The sequence below is a fragment of the Dactylosporangium sp. NPDC049140 genome, assembly GCF_040648435.1.
Genome location: NZ_JBEZDS010000047.1, coordinates 1 through 16,834 on the forward strand (window position 1 = coordinate 1; position 16,834 = coordinate 16,834).

General features: G+C 75.3%; 15 protein-coding genes. 9 read left to right on the forward strand and 6 right to left on the reverse strand.

Annotation, left to right across the window (positions count from 1 at the left end; genetic code table 11):
• Positions 1-98: 98 nt before the first annotated feature.
• Positions 99-515: a hypothetical protein gene (locus AB0B76_RS45955; protein WP_360388380.1), complete on the reverse strand. Its 417-nt coding sequence runs from the start codon at positions 513-515 to the stop codon at positions 99-101.
• Positions 516-828: 313 nt separating this feature from the next.
• Between AB0B76_RS45955 and AB0B76_RS45960 the strand changes: the two genes are divergently transcribed.
• The 4 genes from AB0B76_RS45960 to AB0B76_RS45975 all read left to right on the forward strand — a co-directional run bounded on the left by AB0B76_RS45960 (position 829) and on the right by AB0B76_RS45975 (position 4,957).
• Positions 829-1,545: a helix-turn-helix transcriptional regulator gene (locus AB0B76_RS45960; protein ID WP_360388383.1), complete on the forward strand. Its 717-nt coding sequence runs from the start codon at positions 829-831 to the stop codon at positions 1,543-1,545.
• A gap of 109 nt (positions 1,546-1,654) precedes the next feature.
• The gene (locus AB0B76_RS45965; protein ID WP_360388386.1) at positions 1,655-1,777 is read left to right on the forward strand and encodes a hypothetical protein; all 123 of its coding nucleotides are present in this window, start codon (positions 1,655-1,657) and stop codon (positions 1,775-1,777) included.
• Between the two features lie 104 nt (positions 1,778-1,881).
• Positions 1,882-2,469, forward strand: coding sequence for a PadR family transcriptional regulator (locus AB0B76_RS45970; RefSeq protein ID WP_360388388.1), 588 nt, complete (start codon positions 1,882-1,884; stop codon positions 2,467-2,469).
• 13 nt (positions 2,470-2,482) lie between these two features.
• Positions 2,483-4,957 carry an FtsX-like permease family protein gene (locus AB0B76_RS45975; protein WP_360388391.1) on the forward strand — a complete coding sequence of 825 codons (2,475 nt, stop codon included), beginning with the start codon at positions 2,483-2,485 and terminating at the stop codon, positions 4,955-4,957.
• A gap of 16 nt (positions 4,958-4,973) precedes the next feature.
• Here AB0B76_RS45975 and AB0B76_RS45980 read toward each other — a convergent pair whose 3' ends face one another.
• Entirely contained in the window at positions 4,974-7,340 is a 2,367-nt protein-coding gene (locus AB0B76_RS45980) for an FtsX-like permease family protein (RefSeq protein WP_360388394.1), read from the reverse strand.
• A gap of 90 nt (positions 7,341-7,430) precedes the next feature.
• The gene (locus tag AB0B76_RS45985) at positions 7,431-8,246 is read right to left on the reverse strand and encodes a hypothetical protein (protein ID WP_360388396.1); all 816 of its coding nucleotides are present in this window, start codon (positions 8,244-8,246) and stop codon (positions 7,431-7,433) included.
• A gap of 350 nt (positions 8,247-8,596) precedes the next feature.
• On the opposite strand from AB0B76_RS45985, the gene AB0B76_RS45990 reads away from it, so the two are divergent.
• The 5 genes from AB0B76_RS45990 to AB0B76_RS46010 all read left to right on the forward strand — a co-directional run bounded on the left by AB0B76_RS45990 (position 8,597) and on the right by AB0B76_RS46010 (position 13,120).
• Positions 8,597-8,761 carry a hypothetical protein gene (locus AB0B76_RS45990; protein ID WP_360388398.1) on the forward strand — a complete coding sequence of 55 codons (165 nt, stop codon included), beginning with the start codon at positions 8,597-8,599 and terminating at the stop codon, positions 8,759-8,761.
• 7 nt (positions 8,762-8,768) lie between these two features.
• Positions 8,769-9,776: an MvdC/MvdD family ATP grasp protein gene (locus AB0B76_RS45995; RefSeq protein WP_360388399.1), complete on the forward strand. Its 1,008-nt coding sequence runs from the start codon at positions 8,769-8,771 to the stop codon at positions 9,774-9,776.
• The gene (locus AB0B76_RS46000; protein ID WP_360388402.1) at positions 9,773-10,711 is read left to right on the forward strand and encodes a TIGR04500 family putative peptide maturation system protein; all 939 of its coding nucleotides are present in this window, start codon (positions 9,773-9,775) and stop codon (positions 10,709-10,711) included. Before AB0B76_RS45995 ends, AB0B76_RS46000 begins: the two co-directional genes overlap by 4 nt.
• Before the next feature lie 85 nt (positions 10,712-10,796).
• Entirely contained in the window at positions 10,797-10,982 is a 186-nt protein-coding gene (locus AB0B76_RS46005; RefSeq protein WP_360388405.1) for a hypothetical protein, read from the forward strand.
• Positions 10,979-13,120: a peptidase domain-containing ABC transporter gene (locus AB0B76_RS46010; protein ID WP_360388407.1), complete on the forward strand. Its 2,142-nt coding sequence runs from the start codon at positions 10,979-10,981 to the stop codon at positions 13,118-13,120. Before AB0B76_RS46005 ends, AB0B76_RS46010 begins: the two co-directional genes overlap by 4 nt.
• Positions 13,121-13,129: 9 nt before the next feature.
• Here the strand turns inward: AB0B76_RS46010 and AB0B76_RS46015 are convergent, their stop codons facing one another.
• The 3 genes from AB0B76_RS46015 to AB0B76_RS46025 form a co-directional block, all read right to left on the reverse strand.
• On the reverse strand, positions 13,130-13,672 hold the full coding sequence (locus tag AB0B76_RS46015; protein ID WP_360388409.1) for a carboxymuconolactone decarboxylase family protein: 543 nt from the start codon (positions 13,670-13,672) through the stop codon (positions 13,130-13,132).
• Between the two features lie 38 nt (positions 13,673-13,710).
• The gene (locus AB0B76_RS46020) at positions 13,711-14,808 is read right to left on the reverse strand and encodes a Clp protease N-terminal domain-containing protein (protein ID WP_360388411.1); all 1,098 of its coding nucleotides are present in this window, start codon (positions 14,806-14,808) and stop codon (positions 13,711-13,713) included.
• A gap of 174 nt (positions 14,809-14,982) precedes the next feature.
• On the reverse strand, positions 14,983-16,722 hold the full coding sequence (locus AB0B76_RS46025; RefSeq protein ID WP_360388413.1) for a family 43 glycosylhydrolase: 1,740 nt from the start codon (positions 16,720-16,722) through the stop codon (positions 14,983-14,985).
• Positions 16,723-16,834: the final 112 nt, after the last annotated feature.

A 16,834-nucleotide genomic window follows, 5' to 3' on the forward strand; every position in this document is an offset into this window, starting at 1 on the left:
CAAGACGACGCGCAGCAGGCGGCAGACCGGCCGCTCCGTGCTGGCGGCGTGGAAGGAGCGGAGCGGGTGGCTCCGGCGCCCCGGCGGTCCGGCGGGGATCAGCTGTGGGCGACCAGGAAGCTGACCGAGACGCGGTCGGCGCCGCCCTCGTCCTGGTTGCCGACGGCGAGCGAGCGGCTGTCGGTGGTGCCGGCGAACGAGGTCATGTCGGTGATGTTCGCCTGGCCGTCGAGGTCGGCGGTCGGGCAGCCCGAGCCCTCGGTGCCTTCGAAGAGCTGCAGGCCCAGACCGCCCGGGGCGTCCTGGAGCACCCCCTGTTCGGCGAGGCGGCCACCCGGGGCATGGCCACCGGGGACCGCCGGGCGCTGTTGTCGCGGCTCGCCGGCGCCCTCGGCGACACCGGCCTGCGCCGGCACGACGACATCGTGCGGGTCGCGGCCTGGCGCCTCGACGCCGCGGACCTCGGCGACCCCGCCCTGCTGCTCGGCGCGGCCCGGCGCAGCCTCGCACTGCACGACCTGCGCTCGGCGATCCGGTTCGCCTCGGCCGCGGCGGCGGTCGGCGGCGGCCCGACGGCCGAGTTCCTGCTGGGCTACGCCCAGTCCCGCATCGGGCGGCCGGTCGAGGCGGAGACGCATCTCGCCGCGGCGATGACCGGCACCGACCGGCCGGAGCTGCTCGCCCTGATCGCGATCGCCCGCAGCGACAACCTCTTCCACGGCCTGACCGACTGGGACGCCGCGGCCGGCGTCATCGCCGAGGCCGACCGGCGGCTGCCGGCCAGTGCCCACCGGGACCCCGCCGACGCCGACCGGCAGCTGCCGGCCAGTGCCCACCCGGTCGCACCCCGCGGCGCAGCAGGCGGCGAAGCGGCTGGCGACCCTGGCCGACGGGCCGATCCGCAACACCGACGCGATGGAGGAGGTGTTCCTCGCCGAGCTCGCCGCGGCCGAGGGGTACGCCGCGGAGCAGACGCTGGTCGCCGTCGCCGAGCGGGAGAGCGCCTCGGGCCGGCGGACCATCGCCGTGTACGCGACCCACGCGCTCGCCCGCATCGGCCGGCCGAGCGCGGGGGCGCCGTTCGCGGATCGCCTGCGGTCCCAGGTGCAGGGCCCGCTGCTGACCGCGAAGCTCGACTTCACGGCGGCCGCGGCCGCCTCCGACGCCGACGCCCTGTCGGCCGCCGCCGAGGCGTTCGCCGGGTGCGGGGCATGGTTGTACGCGGCCGAGGCGTGGAGCGAGGCCGCGCGTCGCCTGGCCCAGCAGGGCCGTCAGCGGCCGGCAGCCCGGGCCGCCCACGAGGCGCACGCGTGCCGGGAACGCTGCGAGGAGGCGCGGACCCCGCTGCTGGCCACCGCCGACCCGCAGCGGCAGATCCTGACCGCCCGGGAACGTGAGATCGCGGCGCTCGCGGCCGCCGGGATGAGCAGCCGGGACATCAGCGAGCGGATGGTCATGTCCGTGCGTACCGTCGACAACCACCTGCAGCGCGCGTACCGCAAACTGGGCATCACCGGCCGCGACCAGCTCGCCGGCCTGCTGTAGCGCTCAGCGGATCCGCTCCGCCGCCAGCCGCGCGACGTGCGGCGCCGCCCCGGCCGACCGCGACGTACCGCTCGTCGTGTCCGGCGCCGGCATCCGTCGAGCATCCACTGTGGACACCGCGGTCCGCACGGCGCAGATCGCGCCGACCGTCCTGCGGCTGCTGGGCCTGGAGCCCGGCGAGCTGCAGGCGGTCCGGGCCGAGCACACCGCGGTGCTGCCCGGCATCGACTGACGTCCCGCGACCCGGCCGGGGCTCCCCCGCGGCCCCGGCCGGGCCTCGACGGCCGGCAGCATACTCGGTATGTTACTCGACATGATACTGGGCGAGGTGGCGTTGTGAGCATCAAGCACGCCCTGCTGGCGCTGCTCAGCGAGGGCCCGAAGTACGGGCTGCAGCTGCGCGAGGAGTTCGAGGCGCGCACCGGCGAGGTGTGGCCGCTCAACATCGGGCAGGTCTACACGACCCTGCAACGGCTCGAGCGCGACGGCCTCATCGAGTCCGACGGCGACGACGACGCCGAACCCGGGCCGCAGAAGGGCTTCCGGATCACCGGCCCCGGCGCCGATGAGCTCACCGGCTGGCTGCGCACACCACCCGACCTCGCCGCGCCGCCGCGGGACGAGCTCGTCATCAAGATTCTCATCGCGGTACGGCTGCCCGAGGTCGACGTCCACGAGGTCATCCAGGCGCATCGGCGGTACCTCGTGGAGCTCATGCAGCAGTGGACGCGCCTCAAGGAGGAGGAGGCCGGCTTCGACCTCGGGCTCGCCCTGGTCGTGGACGCCGAGCTGTACCGCCTGGACGCCGTGGTGCAGTGGCTCGACAGCACCGACGGCCGGCTCAAGCGGGCCGCGCTCGACCCGCCGGCCCCGCCCCGCGGTGCCGTACCGCTGATCCGGCGCCGCGCGGCGGTGCGCCGATGAGCGGGGTACGGCAATGAGCTTCGCCCGGCCGGACCGGCCCCTCGACCTCGGCGGCGGCAACGGCGGCCTGCCGGCCCGCCGCGCCGTGGTCCGCTGGGCCTGGCGCCTGTTCCGCCGCGAGTGGCGCCAGCAGGTGATCGTGCTCGCCCTGCTGCTGCTCGCCGTCGCCGGCACCACCATCGGGCTCGCCGTGGCCGCCAACACCCCGTCCGAGGCGTCGGTGTTCGGCACGGCCGACCACATCGTCACCATCAACGGCACCGGCCCCCGGCTCGACGCCGACCTCGCCCAGCTGCGCGGCAACTACGGCACCGTCGAGGTCATCGAGCACGCCAAGAAGGTCCCGGTGCCGGGCAGCGCCAACGGCGTCGACCTGCGCGCCCAGGACCCCGCCGGGCCGTACGGCCGCTCGATGCTCCGCCTCGACGAGGGCCGCTGGCCGCAGGGCGCGGACGAGATCGCGGTCACCGACGGGGTGCGGGGGCGCGCCGGGCTGCACCTGGGCGGCGCCTGGACCGCCGCCGGCCGGTCGTGGACCGTCGTCGGCGTCGTGGAGAACCCGCTCAACCTCGCCGAGCCGTTCGCGCTCGTCGCGCCCGGCCGGCTCGGGGCCGCGGCCGACCACGTCGACGCGCTGCTGAAGGTGTCGCAGTCGCAGTACACCTCCAAACCCCGCCCCGACGGCGTCTCCACCCGGCTCCGCAACCAGGAGAGCGACCCCGCCACCACCCTCGTGCTCATCCTCGCCACGATCGGGCTGGTCTTCGTCGGCCTGCTCTCCGTCGCCGGGTTCCACGTCATGGCCCAGCGCCGGCTGCGCGCGCTCGGCATGCTCGGCGCGATCGGCGCCGGCCACCGGCACATCCGCCTGGTGCTGCTGGCCAACGGCCTGGTCATCGGCGGGACCGGCGCGCTGGCCGGGGCGGTCGCCGGCGTGGCCGGCTGGGCCGTGCTGAGCCCCGTCTTCGAGCCGCTCCTGGGCCGCCGCATCGACCGGTTCGACCTGCCCTGGACGCCGCTGCTGCTCGCCGTGGTGCTGGCCGCCGTGACCGCGGTCCTCGCCGCCTGGTGGCCGGCGCGGGCGGCCGCCCGCGTCCCCGTGGTCGCCGCCCTCTCCGCGCGGCCGGCCCGGCCCCGGCCCGCGCACCGGTTCGCGCTGGCCGGGGTCGTGCTCCTCGCCGCCGGGCTGACCGGGCTGTACCTGTCGCAGCAGTCGAAGGGGCCGTACATCCTCGGCGGCGTGCTGCTCACCGCGCTCGGGCTGCTGCTGCTCGCCCCGCTCGGGGTGGCCACCATCGGCGTCCTGGCCCGCCACGCGCCCCTCGCGCCGCGGCTGGCCATGCGCGACCTGGCCCGCTACCGCGCCCGCTCCGGCGCCGCACTCGCCGCCATCGCCCTCGCGATCGGCATCGCCGCCGTGGTCGCTCTGGGCTCCGCGGTGACCGTGGCCAAGACCGCGGTACCGACCGGTGGCACCATCCCGGCCGACCAGATGATCGTCTGGCTCTCCGAGTACCGGATGACCGGGCCGGTGCCCGTCCTCACCGCCGCGGAGCTGGAGGGCCTGCGCAAGCAGGCCGACGCGATCGCCGCCGAGCTGCACGCCACGGCGCTGCCGCTGATCGGCGGCGTCAACCCGAACGGGCCGCTCGACCGCGACAGCGGTGGGCGGCCGCCGGCCGTGCTGGGCATCCGCCGCGCCGCCGGCCTGGGCGAGCCCGGCGGGGTGACGTACCGCGACGTCGACATGGTCCCGATCTACGCCGCGACCCCGGAGCTGCTGACCCACTACGGCATCGACCCGGCGAGCGTCGGCGCCGACGCCGACGTGCTCACGCCGCGTGCGAACCTCGACGGGTACGACATCGTCCCCGGCGGCGTCCCGCGCTGGCACCCGGTCTTGCAGCACGTGGCCCTGCCCGACTACCAGTCGCTGCCGAACGTGCTGCTCACCCCGCACGGCATGGCCCAGCTCGCCCTGACCGAGGTCCCGTTGGGCTGGCTCGTCGACGCGCCCGGCAAGCTCACCGCGGCCCAGATCGACCGGGCCCAGCAGCTGGCGGCGGCCGCCGGCCTCTACGTCGAGTCCCGCCCGACCGGCGCGGACGAGACCCGCCTGGCCGCCTGGTTCACCGCCGGCGGCATCGCCGTCGCGCTCGGCGTGCTCGCCATGACGGTCGGGCTCATCCGCAGCGAGACGGCCCGCGACCTGCGTACCCTCACGGCGGCCGGCGCGCGCCGGCGCACCCGCCGGGCCCTGACCGCCGCGACCGCGGGCTCGCTCGCGCTGACCGGCGCGATCATCGGCACCGGCTGCACGTACCTGGCGGTGCTGGTCTGGTTCCACCGGGAGCTGCACTGGCTGGCCCACCCGCCGCTGGTCAACCTGGCGGCCATCCTGGTCGGCCTGCCGATCGTCGCCTACGTCGGCGGGTGGGTGCTGACCGGACGGGAGGCCCGGGCGATCGCCCGCCAGCCCCTCGAGTGAGGCGGACGCCCGGCCCCTACTCGGACCGCAGCGCCGTGGCGGTGCTGCTCCGGGCCGTCCAGCCGGCCGGGACCAGCGCGCCGGCCAGGGCGATCAGCACCCCGCCGAGCAGGAGGGGCACGACCACGGGCAGGTGGTACACCCCGATGTCGGCGGCCGGGATCGCCGTGGCGGCCGCCTCGCCCATCGCCGGTACCACGAGATGGTGCAGCGCGATGCCGATCGGCACGCCGAACCCGCCGGCGGCCAGCCCGTTGACGACGACCGCGGTGAGGACCATCGCGACGGTCTGCCGCGGCGACATGCCGAGCGACTTGAGGATGCCGATGTCCCGGACGCGCTCGCGGGTGTCGAGGACGACCACGTTCAGCACGCCGAGGCCGGCCACCGCGACCAGCAGCAGGGTCAGCGTGGCGGCCAGCGCGTCCATGGCCACGAGCAGGCTGCTGACCCGGGCGTGGTTGGGCTGGCTGACGATGCCGTACGGGCGCAGGGTGTCGTCGAGCGCCGCCATGTACGACCCCCGGTCGGCCCCGGGCGCCAGGTCGATGTCGAACTCGACCGACTGCGGCAGCACGTACGCCTCCAGCCCGTCCAGCGACGAGGCGTCGGTCAGGATCGCCGGCTGCATCGAGAAGGCCTCGCCGACCAGCCGGACGTCCGCCGAGCGGTCGCCGTTGGTCAGGGTGACGACGTCCCCGACGCGGGTCCCGGTGGCGCGCAGGAAGCTCGACGGGACGACCGCCTCGCCGGGGCGCTGGAACCAACGGCCGGACAGCATCCGGTAAGAGCCCCAGGACGATTCGCCGCGGTACTCGGTCACGCTCGTCGGCCCCGCCAGTCCGGCCACGCTGAGCTGCGTCTGCCCGGTACTGAAGAACCGGCCGGTGCCCGGCTGCGCCGCGATCGCCGCCGCGACCTGCTCGACGGTGGCGGGACGCGGCGCCGGCCCTTCCGCGCCGGGCACCGGCGGCGCCGGCGGGCCGAAGGCCTGCACCACGACCGCGCCCGGTGAGCGGCGGTCGACGTCGCGCTGGATCGCGCCGAGGGAGACGGCCAGGCCCACCCCGAGGGTGGCCCCGACGGTACCGAGCACGACGGCGGCCGCGATCGTCGCCGCCCGCCCGGGCCGGCCGAACGGGATGCCGAGGCCGAGCGTCACCGCGCGCGGCAGCGGCAGGCGGCCGAGCACCCGCCGGAACCGCCGGCCGCGGCCGTTCGGCGGGGTGCGCCCGGCGACGATCGCCTCGACGGTGCGCAGCCGGCCGGCGCGCCGCGCGGGCACCAGTGCGGTACCGGCGACCAGGGCCAGGGCGAGGCCGGGGACCACCACGTCGACCCACGGCGCCACGAGCGCGGGTCCGGCCCCGAGCGCGGTCCGCGCGTCGTGCAGCACCGGCAACGCCAGGAGGTTGCCGAGCACGACGCCGGCCGCGGTGCCGGCCGTCGCGGGGACGAGGGCCTGCCCGACGTACGCCCGCACGATCTGTCCCGGCGTGAACCCGATCGCCTTGAGCACGCCGATGCGCCGGGTCGCCGCGCCGACCGAACCGCTCACCACGACGGCGATGACGAGCACGGACAGGCCGAGCGAGAGCAGCCCGAACGCCGCGACGAACGGCGCGAACGTCGCCGACGTCCGGTCCGCCTGCAGCTTCACCTTCAGGTACGACGCCACGCCGGTCATCGCCCCCGCCGGCACCGCGGCCGCGATCGCCGACCGGTCGGCGGCCACCTGGCGGTCGGTCCCGGCCTCGGCGAAGCGGTACAGCATCTGGTAGTCCGGCCGCGTCCCCGGCGCCGTGAGCGCACGCAGCCCGTCCGGCGAAACCCACGCGTCCGAGCTCCGCCCCACCGAACGGGCCATCCCGACCACGGTCAGCGTCAGCGCGCCCGGCAGGCCCGGGAACCGCAGCCGCCCGCCGACCCCGAACGGCGCGTTGTCGGCGGCGAGCACCACCTCGCCGGCGCCGCTCGCCCAGCGCCCCGCGGTGACCTGCAGACGGTCGACCGGCCCGCCGGGGTCGGCCCGCCCGACGATCGTCATCGGCGGAAGATCCTCGCCTTCCGGGATGCCCTCGCCGTTGGTACCGGCGCGCGGCCGCAGCGACAGCAGCCGGTACGGCCCGGCCGCCTCGACGACGCCCGCCACCTTCGCCGTTGCCCGCACCCGCTCCTCGCCGACGCGGCCCGCGTCGAACCGCGCGACGAGGTGCGCGCCGCGGCCGGCCTGGAAGGCGCGGTCGAACGGCGCCCGCGCGGCCACGAGCAGCCCGGCGCCGAGCACGGACGCGGTCACGGCCAGCATGGTCGTCAGGCTCATCACCACGGCCGGCCCGCGCCGCCGCCGGACCCCGGCTCGTACGACCTGACTCAACGCCATTCCCGAACGCTAGGCGGCGCCCGGGGCCCCGCGCGCCCGCCGCAACGATGACTTCCCGTACCTCGCGCTGATGATTCCGCGCCGCTCGGATCAGACCCCGTCGAACGTGTTCAGCGTCTTCATGAGGCCGGCGACGGCGGACGCGCAGCCGGTCCGGGACGGGTGCGACGCGCGCAGGGCGGTGAGCACGGCGTCGATCTGGTCGTCGAGCTGATGCCACTTCGCCGAGTCGCGCGGCTTGAGACCCGCCTCGGCGTCGTCCCAGGCCACCTCGTGGCCGCGCGGCGCGGCCCCCTTCTCGGCGACACCGTGGCGGCTGACGAGCACCTGCTCGCGGGCGACAAGCACGACGATGGCCGCCAGGAACAGCGCGCTGGTGACGCTCGCGCCCAGCGCCAGGCCGCCGAGGTCCTTGTCCTGGGTGAGCAGGTCCCCGAGCGAGGCGCCGAGCGGCCGGGTCAGCACGTAGGCGATCCAGAACGTCAGCACCTGGCCGGCGCCGAGGCGCAACGCGATCCAGGTGGCCAGGATCAGACCGCCGAAGATGAACGTCCCGTTGCGGAAGCCGAGGTTGAGCGCCTCGGTGGCCAGGTCGCCGGCGGCGGTACCGAGCGCGAACGTGGTCAGGATCGCCGCCCAGTAGAAGCCCTCGCGGCGGGGCGTGTTGATGGAGGCGATCGCGAGCGTGCCCTCCTGCCGGTACCAGACCGCGAACACTACCGCGAGCGTCACCGAGAAAACGGCGGTGCTGAGGTAGAGCGACACGCCCAGCGTGTCGGTGAAGAAGTCGGTGAGCTGGGTACCGAGAATGCTCACCAGCACCACGCAGAGCCAATAGATCCAGGGCGTGGCGGTGATCGCGGGTACCTTCGTCGCCCACCTGGGCTCCTCAGAATGCGACGCCAAGGTAGGCGAAGGGTCCTGAAATTTGGCTGAAGAAACACGGGTGCACGCGGACGGAAAACGTAAAAGATTCACGGCCCGGCGGCTTCCCGGCCGGCGCCGGTGATTACGGGTGATCACGTAGGCGGTCCAGAACGCGACCACGGTGTTGAGCGTGCCGGTCCGGAACGCCGGCGCCGGCAGGGCGATCAGGACCGCGAAGGGCCCGGCGTGGCATCCGTGGTTAAGGCGACCTATCCGGTTGGCGACAGCCCGGCGCAAGTCAGCCTTTGTTCGATTCCAAGTCGGCGCGGGCCTAATGGTGCTCGCCGGGCCGCACGGTCCGGCCTCACCCGACAAAAGGAGTCATACCGATGTTGAAGAAGGCCACCACGCGCATCAAGCTCGACCGGATCGCCGCCTCCGGCGTGGAGCTCCGCGAGGACGACCTGCGGCAGATCAGCGGCGGGGTGAAGAGCGAGGTCTGCACGAAGGGCAGCGGCGGCTGGTCCTGCTCCGGCGACGGCATGGGCGACTGACCCGGCCATGACTGACCAGATCCTCGTCCTCACGGACGCCGAAGACGTGACCGCCGGGCGGGTGGCGGCTCTGCTCGCCTCCCGCGGCGCCGAGGTGCTGCTGCTCGATCCGGGGGTCGTACCGCACGATGCCCAGGTCGAGATGACCGCCGGCGGCACCGGCCGCGTTCGCCGGTGGCTGCGGATCGGCGGCCGGGACGTCGATCTGGACGGTCTGACGTGTGTGTGGCACCGGCGCCCGACGGCGCCGGTGCCACCCTCCACCGTCGCGGACCCCGAGGTGCGGGCCCACCTGGCCGGCGAGGTGAAGACCTACCTCGACGGCGTGTGGCGGGCGCTGAACTGCCGGCAGGTGCCCGCGCCCCGCGACGTGATCGACCGCGCCGACCGCAAGCCGTACCACCTCGCGGCCGCCGTCGAGCTCGGGTTCGCGGTGCCGCCGACGCTGATCACCGCCGACCCCGACCGGCTGCTCGAGTTCTACGACGAGCACGACGGGCAGATCATCACCAAGCCGCTGCAGCGCTCGCCGCGCGGGACGGCCGAGGCGCCCATGGGCCGCTACACGGAGCCCGTGAGCAACCGCGACCTCGGGTACGTCGCGGCGCTGCGGCAGTCGCCGATGATCGTCCAGGCGTACGTGCCGAAGGACGTCGAGCTGCGCGTGACAGTCGTCGGCGCGGCCGTCTTCGCCGTCGAGATCCATTCGCAGGCGACCCGGCACACACGGTACGACTGGCGCCGCTATGACCATCAGAACACCCCGATGGAGATCCATGCGCTGCCCGGCGACGTGGCCGGGCGCTGCCGGGCCCTGGTGGACCGGCTCGGGCTGAGCTTCGGCGCCATCGACCTGATCCTGACCCCGGAGGGGGACTACGTGTTTCTGGAGATCAACCCCAACGGGCAGTACGACTGGCTCGAGCTGGCCACCGGGCTGCCGATCACCGCGGCGGTCGCCGACCTGCTCCTGACCGGCCCGGCCCCCGCCGGGCGGACTAAGGGGCCGGCATGACGCTGCTGACGGAGGCGGTCGAGCTGCTGCGCGCGGCTTCCGCCGAGAAGGCCGGGCGGGCCGAGGTCCGGACCCGGGTCGACGGGCTGCGCGCCCGGCACCCCGGGGCGGGGCTGCGCCTGCTGTGGCAGCGCGAGGAGTACGACGGGTCGCTGCACTACGACCTGCTCGTCCGGTCACCGGCCGCGGACGCGGGCGTGGTGTCGCTGTCGTGGTGCCCGGACGACGCCCTGCCGTGGCCGCTGCGCGGTGTGCAGCGCAGCGCCGAGATGCTGCTGGTGCGGGTCGACGGGTTCGAGCTGGGCGTGGCCGACGCGATCGGCTTCCTCGACCTGCTGTGGCGGGAGGCGCCGCTGCGCGACCGGCTCGTCGACACCTGCCTGGTGCGGCTGGCCCTGGACGCCGACGGTGCGGAGCTCGACGACACGGCGCTGCAGGAGGCCGCGGATGCGTTCCGGCGCGCACGCGGCCTGCTGACCCTCGAGGACACCCGCGCCTGGATGGCCCGGGAGCGGCTCAGCGACGTGCAGTTCGAGGACCTCGTCGCGCACCAGGCGCTGGTGGCGCGGCTCCGCGAGCAGATCGCCGCGGGACGGGTCGACGCCGAGCTCGCCGCCGACCCGGGGCGGTACGAGCAGCTGCGGCTGGTGCGGGTGGAGGCCGCCGACGAGGCCGCCGCGGCCCGGCTGGCCGCGGCCCCGGACCTGCTCGCCGCGGCGGTGGCCGACTTCGCCGCCGGGGTCGGGCCGGCGCCGGTGCTCATGACGGTCACCCGGGCGGACCTGGAGTCGGTGGCCGCCGGCCGCTGTGTCGTCACCGCCGTGCTGGGGGTCCGGCCCGCCACCCGCGAGGCGGTGTCGCGCCGGCTGTTCAGCGAGTGGCTGGCCGAGCGGCGCGCCGCGGCGCGGATCGAGTGGAACTGGGGTCCGGCGTGAGCGGTCCGGAGCGGAGCGGAGGGGCCGCGAACAATAGGCGCAGTTCTGGCTCAGGCCGGCGCCGGAGCGAAGCGGAGGTGTCGGCATGAGCGACGGAATGTTCCTGGAGGCCGCGCTGCGCCGCCGCGCGGAGGCCGGCCGCGTCCCGCCGGAGCGGCTGCGACTCCTGCCCGGGCGGCTCTTCGCGGCGCTGTGGCTGGCGGCCGTGCTGCTGCTGGCCGGGCTCGGCGCGGCGCTGCTCGCCACGGCCGACGGGGCGGTGCCGCGGTGAGCCGCCGGCGCCCGCCCGAGCTGCGGCAGGTCAAGGCGGCCGACTGCGGGGCCGCGTGCCTCGCGATGGTGCTGACGTACCACGGGCGGCCCACGACGGTGCGCCGGATGACCGCCGACCTCGGCGTGTCCCGCGACGGGCTGAGCGCACTGGCCCTCGTCGAGGAGGCCGGCCGGCACGGCCTGCACGCGCGGGCGTTCTCGCTGCAACCGGAGGAGCTGGCGGCGGTACCGACACCAGCCGTTCTGTATTGGAACTTCAACCACTTCGTGCTGCTGGAGCGCTGGGGCCGGCGGCGGGTGCACCTGCTCGACCCCGTGTCGGGGCGGCGCCGGCTCACCCGCGAGGAGTTCGACCTCGGCTTCACCGGCGTCGTCATCGGCTTCGAGCCGGGCCCGGACTTCCGCCCCGCCGACGCCGAGCCGGACCGCCCGGCCTGGCGGGGGCAATGGCTCAGAACAACGCTGCGGCGGTACCGCGGGCTGCTGGGACAGATCCTGCTGGCCTCGGTACTGCTGCAGGTCCTCGGCCTGGCGGTGCCGGCCCTGTCCGCGGTCCTCGTCGACCGGCTGCTGCCCAGCGGCGCCGCCGGCCTGCTCGCCCCGATCGGCCTGGCCGTCGCGGTCGCCGTCGCGGCCCACGTCGTGCTCGGCTTCCTGCGTACCGCGCTGCTGCTGAGCCTGCGCTCCCGCGCCGACGACGACCTCACCGGCGGGGTGGTCCGGCACCTGTTCGCCCTGCCGTACCGCTTCTTCGCCGAGCGCGGCAGCGGCGACCTCGTGATGCGCACGCAGAGCGTCGCCGCGCTGCGGGACATCCTCTCCGGCCACGTGTTGTCGACGCTGCTCGACGCCCCGCTGGCGGTGGGGTACCTCGGCCTCGTGCTGTGGCGCGACCCGGCCTTCGGGGGCGTCCTCGCCGGGCTCGCCGGCGTCCAGCTGGCGCTGCTGCTGGCCACCCGCCGCCGCGTCGCCGAGCTCGCCGAGCGGGAGCTGCACGCCTCCGGCAAGGCGCAGGCGCAGCTCATCGAGGCGCTGAGCGGCATCGAGACGCTCAAGGCGGCAAGCGCCGAGGAGCGGGCCGTGCAGCGCTGGTCGTACCTGCTCGCGGGGCAGCTCAACGCCGGCACCCGGCACGGCCTGCTGCGCGGCGGCCTGGAGACCGCGCTCGGGGCGCTGCAGTACCTCGCGCCGGCCCTGCTGCTGCTCATCGGCGCCCGGCGCGTCCTCGACGGCGAGCTGAGCCTCGGCACGATGCTCGCCCTCGGCGCGCTGGCCACCGCGGCGCTGGCCCCGCTTTCGTCCATTGTGGACAACCTGCACCAGCTGCAGCAGACCGGCGCCCACCTGGCCCGCCTCGACGACATCCTGGACGAGGCGCCGGAGGAGGGCGGCCGCGTGGCGCCCGCCCACGACGGGCGCGTGTCGGTACGCGACCTGAGCTTCCGGTTCGACCCGCGCGCGCCGTGGGTGCTGCGCCGGCTGACGTTCACGATCGAGCCGGGCCAGAAGGTCGCGTTCGTCGGCCGCTCCGGCTCGGGCAAGAGCACCCTCGCCCGGGTACTGCTGGGCCTCTACCGGCCGACCGAGGGCCACGTGTACCACGGCGGGCTCGACGCGGCGACGCTCGACGTGCGCACCCTGCGCCGGCAGTTCGGCGTGGTGACCCAGGACCCGACGCTGTTCACCGGCAGCGTGCGGGAGAACATCAGCCTGACCGACCCGGAGGCGCCGCTGTCCCGCGTCGCCGCCGCGGCGGCCGCGGCCGGCATCCACGACGACATCATGGCGATGCCGATGGGGTACGACACCCCGCTCGTCGACGGCGGCGGCCTGTCCGGCGGCCAGCGGCAGCGGGTCGCCCTGGCGCGGGCCCTGCTGCCGCAGCCGCGGGTGCTGCTGCTGGACGAGGCGACGAGCAACCTCGACCCGACCACCGAGGCGTACATCGAGCGCGAGCTGGCCGAGCTGCCGCAGACCCGCATCGTCATCGCGCACCGCCTGAGCACGGTCCGCGACGCCGACGTCATCTACGTCCTGGACGGCGGCCGCATCGCGGAGCGGGGCCGCCACGACGAGCTGCTGGCCCTCGGCGGCCGGTACGCGGAGCTCGTCGCCCTCCAGTCGGTGGCCGGGTAGAACAAGATCTCAGACGCCGTACCCCTGCGTCACGATGCGCTCGGCCATGGGCAGGTAGTCCTCCTGGCGCTGGGGTGCGAACGTCCCGAGCCCGTCGACGTACCGGTTGAACATGCAGAACGCGGCCGCGATGAGCACGGTGTCGTGGATCTCCACGTCGGTCGCCCCCTCCGAGCGGGCGGCCTCGACCAGCTCCACGGTCACCTCCCGGCCGCTGCGCTGCACGGCCCCGGCGATGTGCAGCAGCGCCCGCAGCTTCGGCGAGACCGGCGCCGACTCGAGGTCGGCGCGCACCTTCTCGACGAGCCCCATGCCGGCATCGAGCTGAACGGCGGCGAAGGCCGAGTGCGACGAGCAGCAGAACGTACAGTCGTTGAGCCCGGAAACGTAGGCCGCGATGAGCTCCCGCTCCCCTGCCGGCAACGTGTGGGGCGCGCGCAGGAGCACTTCGGCGAGCGCGTTGAGCGGCTGCGCGGTCTCGGGCCGGTAGCGCATCGGCCCGGTGATCCCGGGGAACTCGTGCTCGTCCACGCCAAGCTCGATGTAGGCCATGCCGAACGGTGGCACACCGCCGCCGGCCGGTCTTCTTCCTACGTGCGCAGTTCGGACGGGTCGAGGCCGCGCGCGGCCAGCAGGGCCGTCACCGCGTCGTCCGGGTCGGCCAGCACCGCGGCCACGAGCGGGGCGGCGCCCAGGCGGCCCGGCTCCGGGGCGAGCGGCCCGCGCACCGCCCGGTCGATCGCGGCCATCGCCGCCGCGGTGAACGCCGGACCGTCCCGGCGGATCGGCGGCTGTTCGGCGGCGGGCGGCCCGCCGCCGTCGCCGAGGTTGACGGCGAGGTGTGCGAAGGGTTGTTCCAGGCCGGCGATCAGCCGGTGTCCCGGCCGGACCGCTTCCAGCAGTTCCGGGCGCGGGCGGGTCCTGCGCGCGAGGGGGCCGACGGCGTACGCGGTGTCGAACTGTTCGGCGAGGTCGGCCGCCGCGACCAGCAGGTGTACCGGGTTCGTCGTCGGGTGGCCGAGCCGGACCGCCTGCCGCCGGGCCTCGTGCAGGAGCGCATAGCCGACCCAGCCGACGGCGGGCCGCACGGCCGTCCGGTAGAGCGCGGCGAAGGGGCGCACCGGCCACGGCGTCACCGCGAGGCCGGCGCGCAGGGCCAGCATGTCGAAGGTCGGCGTCCACGGTACCGAGTTGAGGTCCAGCGCCCCGCTCGCCTCGAGCGTCTCGACCAGCGAGTCGACGGACACGCCGGCGGCGCGCAGCGCGTCCGGGACGGCGCCGTCGAACGGGGCGATCAGCGCGGCGAGCAGGTGCGCGCCCGAGGCGCCGAACACCCCGCGCTCGGCGCCCATGTCGATCGCGTCCTCGACGGCCGGCCGCGCCTGCGCGTCCCAGGGGCGGCGGTCGGTCCACGGACGGTCGACGGCCGCCAGCCAGGCCGCCTCCCGCAACGCGGCCAGCGCCTCGATCCGGCCCCAGCGGTCCTCGGGGATCGGCTTCTCCTGGGCGAGGTGCGAGCCCGGCGGCGACTCCGAAGAGTCCGGGGCGAGGTCGACGTGCACGTCGGTGCGGGCCTGCAGGCAGGCCCGGAAGACGTCCAGCGTGGTGACGACCGGGCCGCCGCGGGCGTGGACCGCGGCGCCGGCCGACACCAGCGCGTTCATCATCCCGGTGCCGGCCTGCGTCATCGGTCGTCAGGGTAACCGTCGTCGTCCAGTCCGCCCCGGCGGCGTCATCGGGACGACCGGGGCGGGCAGGGCCGCCGCCGCGAGTGCCGCCGCGGCTCGGTTCCAAGATCGAAGGTAGGAGCCGCCGGTTGCGGTGCGGGCCCGAACGGGCGCGGCGTCCGGGACCCGACGGCGTCAGCCGGTGCGGTACACCCGGAAATAGTCGAACCGCGCGGTCGCCTGCGGAACGTTGCCGCCGTGCGAGACCAGGCCGATGCGGGGCGCCAGGCCGGGCGGGAAGGTCCAGGTGCCGCCCCAGTTCCAGTGCACGCCGTCGCGGCTCCAGCCGGCCCGGAAGCGATGCTCGCCGCGCACGGTGGTGTGCGCCAGCCGCAGCCAGGTCGTCTCCGCGGGCGGCCCCTCGACCATGCCGCCGTAGGAGAGCCGGTCCGCGAAGGGCAGCTCCCGGCCGAACTCGAGCTGGCGGGTGTTCCAGATGGCGACGTGGCTCAGGCGGGCGAAGTCGTCGTCGCCGGCGTAGGCGACGAGACCGGCCTGCTCGTAGTTGCGGACGGTGTCGACGCCGAGGTCGATGGTCAGCTTCGTCTCGGCGATGTAGTCGCCGCTCGGCGCGGTGCGCAGCAGTACCCCCGCGGTGTTCGCGTCGCCGGTGAGGTCCGCGGCCTCCGTCGGCCACCGCAGCGCGCCGTCGGTGACGGTCGCCGCGGCGTCCGGGCGGACCCAGCTCCAGCCGTCGCCGAGGCCGCCGCCGTCGAACTCGTCGGAGGCGGCGCGGTCCGGGCGGCCCGGGTGCGGTACCGGCGCCGCCGGCCCGTGACCGGAGCGCTGATGGCGATCGGTGACCGGGCCGGCCTGGCGATCGTCCGAGGCGGTCGCGGTGGGCCAGCCGTCGGGCCACTCGAGGCGGTCGATGAGCATGGGGCGGCGGTTGATGCCGTAGGCCTCGTTGAGGTAGGGCGTATCGCGGTCGATCGCGTGGTACACCAGCCAGTCCTGGCCGGCGAGGTCGGTGACGACCGCGTTGTGCCCGGTGCCGATCCACCGGTTGCCGTTGGGCTGGATGACCGGGGTGCCGCCGGCCCGCGAGGCCAGCAGGGACACGCCCTCGCGGTCGGCGAACGGGCCGGTGGGGGTGCGGGCGCGGCCGGCGAACACGCTGTAGCCGGTCGTCGGCCCGGCGCAGCAGTTCGCGGCCGAGCCGAACAGGTAGTACCAGCCGTCGTGGGGCACGACGTACGCGCCCTCGTAGCGGTTGTCGATCGCGACCTGGGTGGCGGCGCCGGTGACGGTCAGGCCGTCGGCGCTGAGCGGGGCGGTGAAGATCCCGCCGAAGTACGAGCCGTAGTACAGCCACAGCCGGCCCTGCTCGTCGCGCAGCAGCGCCGGGTCGAACGTCCAGAGGAAGCCGCCGCCGGGGGCGGCCCGGGGCGCGACGACGGGCCGGCCGCTGTCGGTCCAGGGCCCGAGCGGCGTCGGCGCGGTCGCCACCCCGACGGCGGAGTCGTCGCCGGGGTTCAGGGTGGTGTCGGTGACCGTGTAGTACAGCACGTACCGGTCGCCGACGCGGCGGACGTCGGGCGCCCAGAGGCCGGCGGCCGGGGCGGCCCAGGCCGGGCGGCCGGTGAACGCGTCGCCGGCGTAGGACCAGTGGACCAGGTCGGTGGTGCGCAGGATCGGCACGAGGTGCGGCGCGGTCTCGCCGGCGCGCAGGGGGTCGCTGGTGCCGAAGGCGTACCAGGCGCCGTCGGCGCCCCGCACGACGGACGGGTCGGCGAAGGTGTCGGCGGCGGGGGCGGACACCGGGTTGGTGTAGGTGGCCGGGCGGGGGTCGGAGGCGGCGGCCGCGCCCGGGGCCGGCGCGACCAGGGTGGCGGCGGCCAAGAGCGCGATCAGGCCGAGCATGCGCGATCTCATGCTCTCTTTTACAACGTTGTATTCATCGTTGTAAAGATGTCTTCACGACGACGCGGCATCCGCCCGCCGCCGTACCACTTCTGAACCCGCACTGGAGAAGAAGACATCGAGA